Here is a 5,088-nt window from a genome sequence, read left to right on the forward strand (position 1 = left end):
CTAGGGGCAGCCGCCGGCAGCGCTACAGATCCTCTCAGGTCTCCAGCGCCGCTGCCGGGCCGAAGAACTCCCAGTGCATCTGCGCCGGCGGTACGCCAAGCTCGCCCAAGGCCCGCTTCACGGCCGCCATGAACGGTGGCGGGCCGATGAAGTAGGCGTCCATGTCGCGCGCCTGCGGCAGCCAGCGCGCCAACAGGTCGGTGCACGCGCGGCCGTTGGCGTCCACCGGTAGGGTGCCGGCTTGTTCGTGACAGTAGAAGCGTCGTGCCTGCGGGCTGCGTGCGACCAGGTCGTCCACCCAGTCCCGAAACGCATGCACCGCCGCATTGCGCGCGAAATGCACGAAGGTGACCGGCCGGCGTTGCTCGTGCGCCGCGTGCAGCATGGGCAGCGTGGGGGTGATGCCGACACCGCCGCTGATCAGGGCCAGCGGCCGTTCGCCGGGCGCGAGCACGAATTCGCCGGCCGGCGGGAACAGGTCGATCGCGGCTCCGACGCCGAGCGCGTCGTGCAGGTGGTTCGACACCACGCCGCCGGGTTCGCGCTTGACGCTGATGCGGTAGGTGCTGCCGTTCGGCGGGGCGGACAGCGAGTAGTTGCGCCGCACTTCCTGGCCGTCGATGGCGAGCCGGATGCCGATGTACTGGCCGGGCTTAAACGGCATCACGGCGCCGCCGTCGGCCGGCCTGAGGTAGAGGGAGGTGATCTCGACGCTCTCCGGCACCTTGCGCACCACCTCGAACCGCCGCGCGCCGCGCCAGCCGCCGGGGGTCGCCGCGGCGGCGGCGTACACATCTTCCTCGGCGCCGATCAGCAGATCCGCCAGTTGCTCATAGGCCGCCGCCCAGGCCTCGATGACGGCATCGGTCGCGATGTCCGGTCCCAGCACCTCGCGGATGGCGCGCAGCAGGCAGCTGCCGACGATGGGGTACTGCTCCGGCAGCACCTGCAGCGACACGTGCTTTTGCACGATCTGCCCGACCAGCGGGCCGAGCGTGTCCAGCCGGTCGATGTGCCGGGCGTACTGCAGGATGCCGTTGGCCAGCGCCCGTGGCTGCGCGCCGCTGGCCTGGTGCGCCTGGTTGAACAGCGGCCGTACCTCGGGATGCTCGCTGAGCATGACGCCGTAGAAATGCCGGGTCAGCGCCTCGCCGCCGGCTTCGAGCAGCGGCACGGTGGCCTTGACCTGTTGACGGTGATGTTCGGACAGCATGTCGACTCCTGATGTGACGTGGCACTGGAGGGGTTGGATCACCCTCGCGGCCAGTGCTCATCAACCTCTGTGCCAGAACGTAACCGTTTGAAAGACTGGAGCTAGTCAAGAGTCGAGGTTATAAAGACAACATTCCCGTGTTGTTACTCAGACAGCAAATGTTGTGAAAATGACTTCATCCGAGCTGCTCGACGCCGTCCGCCGCATGCTCGACCTGCTGGGCCCCGACCGGCCTGGTGCGTCGCTGCCGCGCCAGCTGGTCGACGTCCTGCAGGCGCTGTTTCCCTGTGATGCGGCGGCCCTGCTGCGCCTGGAGGGCGACACACTGCGGCCGCTGGCCGTGTCCGGACTCAGCCACGACACGCTGGGTCGGCGCTTTCGCCTGCAGGACCATCCGCGTCTGCTGACGCTGCTGCAAAGGCGCGGGTCGACGCGGCTTGCCAGCGACTGCCAGTTGCCCGATCCCTACGATGGCCTGGTGGAAGGCCGCACCGGGCAGCTGGAGGTGCACGACTGCATGGGCTGTCCGCTGTACCGCGACGACCAGCCCTGGGGCTTGCTGACGCTGGATGCGCTCGACCCGCACGCCTTCGAGTCGGTCGAGCCGGCGCTGCTGGAAGCGTTCGCCAGCCTGGCCGGCGCGGTGCTGGCCGCCGGCGAGCGCATCGGCAACCTGCAACAGCGTGCCCAGCGCGAGCAGCAGCTGGTGCGGGCGCTGGCCGAAGACAGCACCCGCGCCCGGCAACGCGAACTGACCGGACACAGCGCCGTGATGCGGCGCCTGCAGGCGGAAATCGACACCGTGGCGGGCACTGACCTGACCGTGCTGATCACCGGCGAGACCGGCACCGGCAAGGAACTGGTGGCGCAGGCGCTCCACGCCCGTTCGCAGCGCGCCGAACAGCCGCTGATCACCCTCAACTGCGCGGCCCTGCCGGAAAACCTGGTGGAAAGCGAGCTGTTCGGCCATGTGCGCGGCGCCTTCACCGGCGCCGTCGGTGAGCGGCGCGGGCGCTTCGAGCTGGCCGACGGCGGCACCCTGCTGCTGGACGAGATCGGCGAACTGCCGCTGCCCATCCAGGCCAAGCTGCTGCGCGTGCTGCAGGGCGGGCAGATCGAGCGCCTGGGTACCGACCGCCAACATCGGGTGGACGTGCGCGTGCTGGCGGCCACCAACCGCGACCTGGCGGCCGAGGTGCGCGCCGGGCGCTTTCGCGCCGATCTGTACCACCGCCTGAGCGTCTACCCGCTGCAGGTGCCGCCGCTGCGCGAACGCGGCCGCGACGTACAGCTGCTGGCCGGCGGGTTTCTGGAGGAAAACCGCGTGCGGCTGGGCCTGCGCGGCCTGCGCCTGGCGGCGGACGCGCAGTCTGCCCTGCTGCGGCAGCCGTGGCCGGGCAACGTGCGCGAGCTCGAACACCTGGTCAGTCGTGCCGCCGTGCGGGCAATGGCGCAGCACGCCGGCCAGCCGCGCATCGTCACCCTGCACGCCCAGCACCTGGAACTGGGGCCGGTGGCCATGGGCCAGGCCAATCCTGCCGAAGCACCGCTGCCGGTTCATCTGCCGCTGCGTGACGCGGTGGACGCGTTCCAGCGCCGGCTCATCGAGGACGCCCTCACGCGCAATGCCGGCAACCGCGCGGCGACGGCCCGCGAACTGGGGCTCGACCGTGGCAACCTGCACCGCCTGCTAAGGCGCCTGGACCTGCTGCCGTCCTGACGCCGTCGCGCCGGTCGCGTCCGCGACCGGGCGCCTGACGCCGGTCAGCCGGCCGCCTTGCGGCGCGCCAGCATCTGCCCGAAGGCCAGACCCACCCCCAGCAGCGCCACGCCGCCGGCGGCGATGGCGGGCCCACTGCCGAAACGCGTGGCCAGCCAGCCGGTCAGCGACACGCCGGCGGCCTGTCCCAGGAAAAAGCTGGCGGCGAAGATGGACACCGCCGCGCCGCGCGCCTGCGGCGCCATCTGCGTGGCGTTGACCTGCAGCGTGTTGTGCATCATGTAAAAGCCCAGGCCCGACAGCAGGCTGCCGAGCAGACCGAACAGCCACATCGGCGCCACCGCGATGGTGCCCAGGCCAAGGCACAGACACACCGCCCCGGCCCGGGCCAGGCCCACCTCACCCAGACCCGCCACCAGGCGGCGGGCGGCCAGCGCGTACACAAAGCCGCCGGCGCCGTACATCATCAGCAGCGAGCCGGCCACGGTGAGCGACACCCCAAGGCGCGTGTGCAGGTGCGCCGCCACGAACGCCAGCGGCCCGAACAGGAACGCGCCCTCCAGAAACACCGTCGCCAGCAGCCGCCGCGCCCAGCCTTGACGCAGCACCTGCCCGAAACCGGCCGCCATGCCCGCCAGCGGCGCCGCCGCGGGCGCCGGGGCCCGCGGCAGGCGGCGGGCGCCAAGCCACAACTGCACGCCGGCCAGGCCATACAGCACCGTCAGCGTGTAGTACGGCATCCGCCAGCTGAAGTGATCGGCCGCCACGCCGCCCAGCCACACGCCGGCCGCCAGGCCGGTGATCTGGCCAATCAGAAAACGCGCCAGCACCGGCTGGCGGCGCTCGTAAGGCACCACGTCACCAATCCAGGCCATGGCCAGGGGAATGATGGCCGCTGCCAGCGCGCCGGCCAGTACCCGCATGGCCCGCAGCTGGGTGAAGTCCTCAGCCAGTGCGCAGGCGGCGGACGCCAGCGCGCAGCCGATCACCGCAATTCCAACCACGCGGTACTTGCCAAAGCGGTCGCCCACAGGGCCCCACAGCACCTGTGTTGCACCGTAGGCCAGCGCATACAGGCTCACCACCTGCGCCGTGGCCGACAGCGGCACGCCGAACAGCTGCGACAACTGCGGCAGCAGTGCGTCGTTGACGCGCATGCCCATGGCACTGACACCGGCGGCCAGCGCGAGGTAGACGATTGCCATCAGCGACGGCACACCGGCGTGCGCCGCCGGCGAAGCTTGATTTGACACGAACGGTTCCAGAGGCCGGCGCAGCGGGCCGGCCGGGTAGGGCAGGGGTGACGGGCCCGCGGTAGCGCCACGGGCGGCAACCGGGGGCGGGGCTCGGCGGGCGGCCAGGCGCCTGCCGGCCGTGAATTCTAGAGCCTGGGGACGCAGGGCGCCCGCCGCCGGGATGGACCGCGCCCCGGCAGACTCAGGCCGGACCGTCGCCAGCCTGTGCCGGTGGGCGCTCCATGTGCAGCGTCATCCCATGCCGTTCCACCACCAGGAAGCCCAGCCGCTGGTACAGGCGCCTGGCGGGATTGTCAGCGAACGTCGTCAGACGCAGGCTGACCGTGGGGTGCTCGGCGATCAGCCGGGTAAGCAACTGAGTGCCGACACCCTTGCCCCGCCAGCGGGCCGACAGCTGGATGTTCTCCAGGTAAGCCGCGCCGGCTTCGGGTCGGACGCTCAGGTAGCCCGCCCGCCGGCCGCCCATCATCACCACCCGCGTGTTCTCCACCCGAAACGCCTTGCGGAACGCACCCGGCGCCCAGCCGCCCCAGTGGCGGCCGAACAGGCCGGACATGTTCCGTTTGGTGAGGCGGTAGCAGTAGCCGTAGTCTCCTGACACCGCCGGCCTGAGTTGATAGTCCACGCGCAAGTACCTCGTGGACGGCTGATCAAGCAGTTTTGCAGGGTGGGCAACGCGCCGCGTGCCCACGGGAACAAGAGTATGAATCTTCGGGTATTGCGTGCGACTTGTTGAAGGCGGGTTGGCACGGCGTTACGGCCATTGCACACGCAACCGCTCGCTGCATTAACTCGCTTGACGCGGATAACAGTATTTACGCGGGTTGCGAAGCGACTTCGGCTTGAACGAATCGTTAGGGTGCGGGCCGCCGTACGAGGCCAAATGAAAAATATGCTGC

At 70.2% G+C, this 5,088-nt stretch carries 4 protein-coding genes; 1 reads left to right on the forward strand and 3 read right to left on the reverse strand.

What is annotated here, in order from left to right:
- Positions 1-34: 34 nt before the first annotated feature.
- The gene (hmpA, locus tag ABYX71_RS10210) at positions 35-1,213 is read right to left on the reverse strand and encodes an NO-inducible flavohemoprotein (protein WP_372696395.1); all 1,179 of its coding nucleotides are present in this window, start codon (positions 1,211-1,213) and stop codon (positions 35-37) included.
- A gap of 169 nt (positions 1,214-1,382) precedes the next feature.
- Here hmpA and norR point away from each other — a divergent pair, with 169 nt between their 5' ends.
- A complete protein-coding gene (norR, locus tag ABYX71_RS10215; RefSeq protein WP_372696396.1) occupies positions 1,383-2,933 on the forward strand; it encodes a nitric oxide reductase transcriptional regulator NorR in 1,551 nt (516 codons plus the stop codon).
- Between the two features lie 44 nt (positions 2,934-2,977).
- On the opposite strand, the gene ABYX71_RS10220 is transcribed toward norR, so the two are convergent.
- Both ABYX71_RS10220 and ABYX71_RS10225 read right to left on the reverse strand, forming a co-directional pair.
- A complete protein-coding gene (locus ABYX71_RS10220; protein ID WP_372696397.1) occupies positions 2,978-4,186 on the reverse strand; it encodes an MFS transporter in 1,209 nt (402 codons plus the stop codon).
- A 184-nt stretch (positions 4,187-4,370) separates the two neighbouring features.
- Positions 4,371-4,814, reverse strand: a complete 444-nt coding sequence (locus ABYX71_RS10225) for a GNAT family N-acetyltransferase (RefSeq protein ID WP_372696398.1) — start codon at positions 4,812-4,814, stop codon at positions 4,371-4,373.
- Positions 4,815-5,088 lie beyond the last annotated feature (274 nt).

Origin of the sequence: Immundisolibacter sp., assembly GCF_041625615.1 — a bacterium.
GTDB lineage: Bacteria > Pseudomonadota > Gammaproteobacteria > Immundisolibacterales > Immundisolibacteraceae > Immundisolibacter.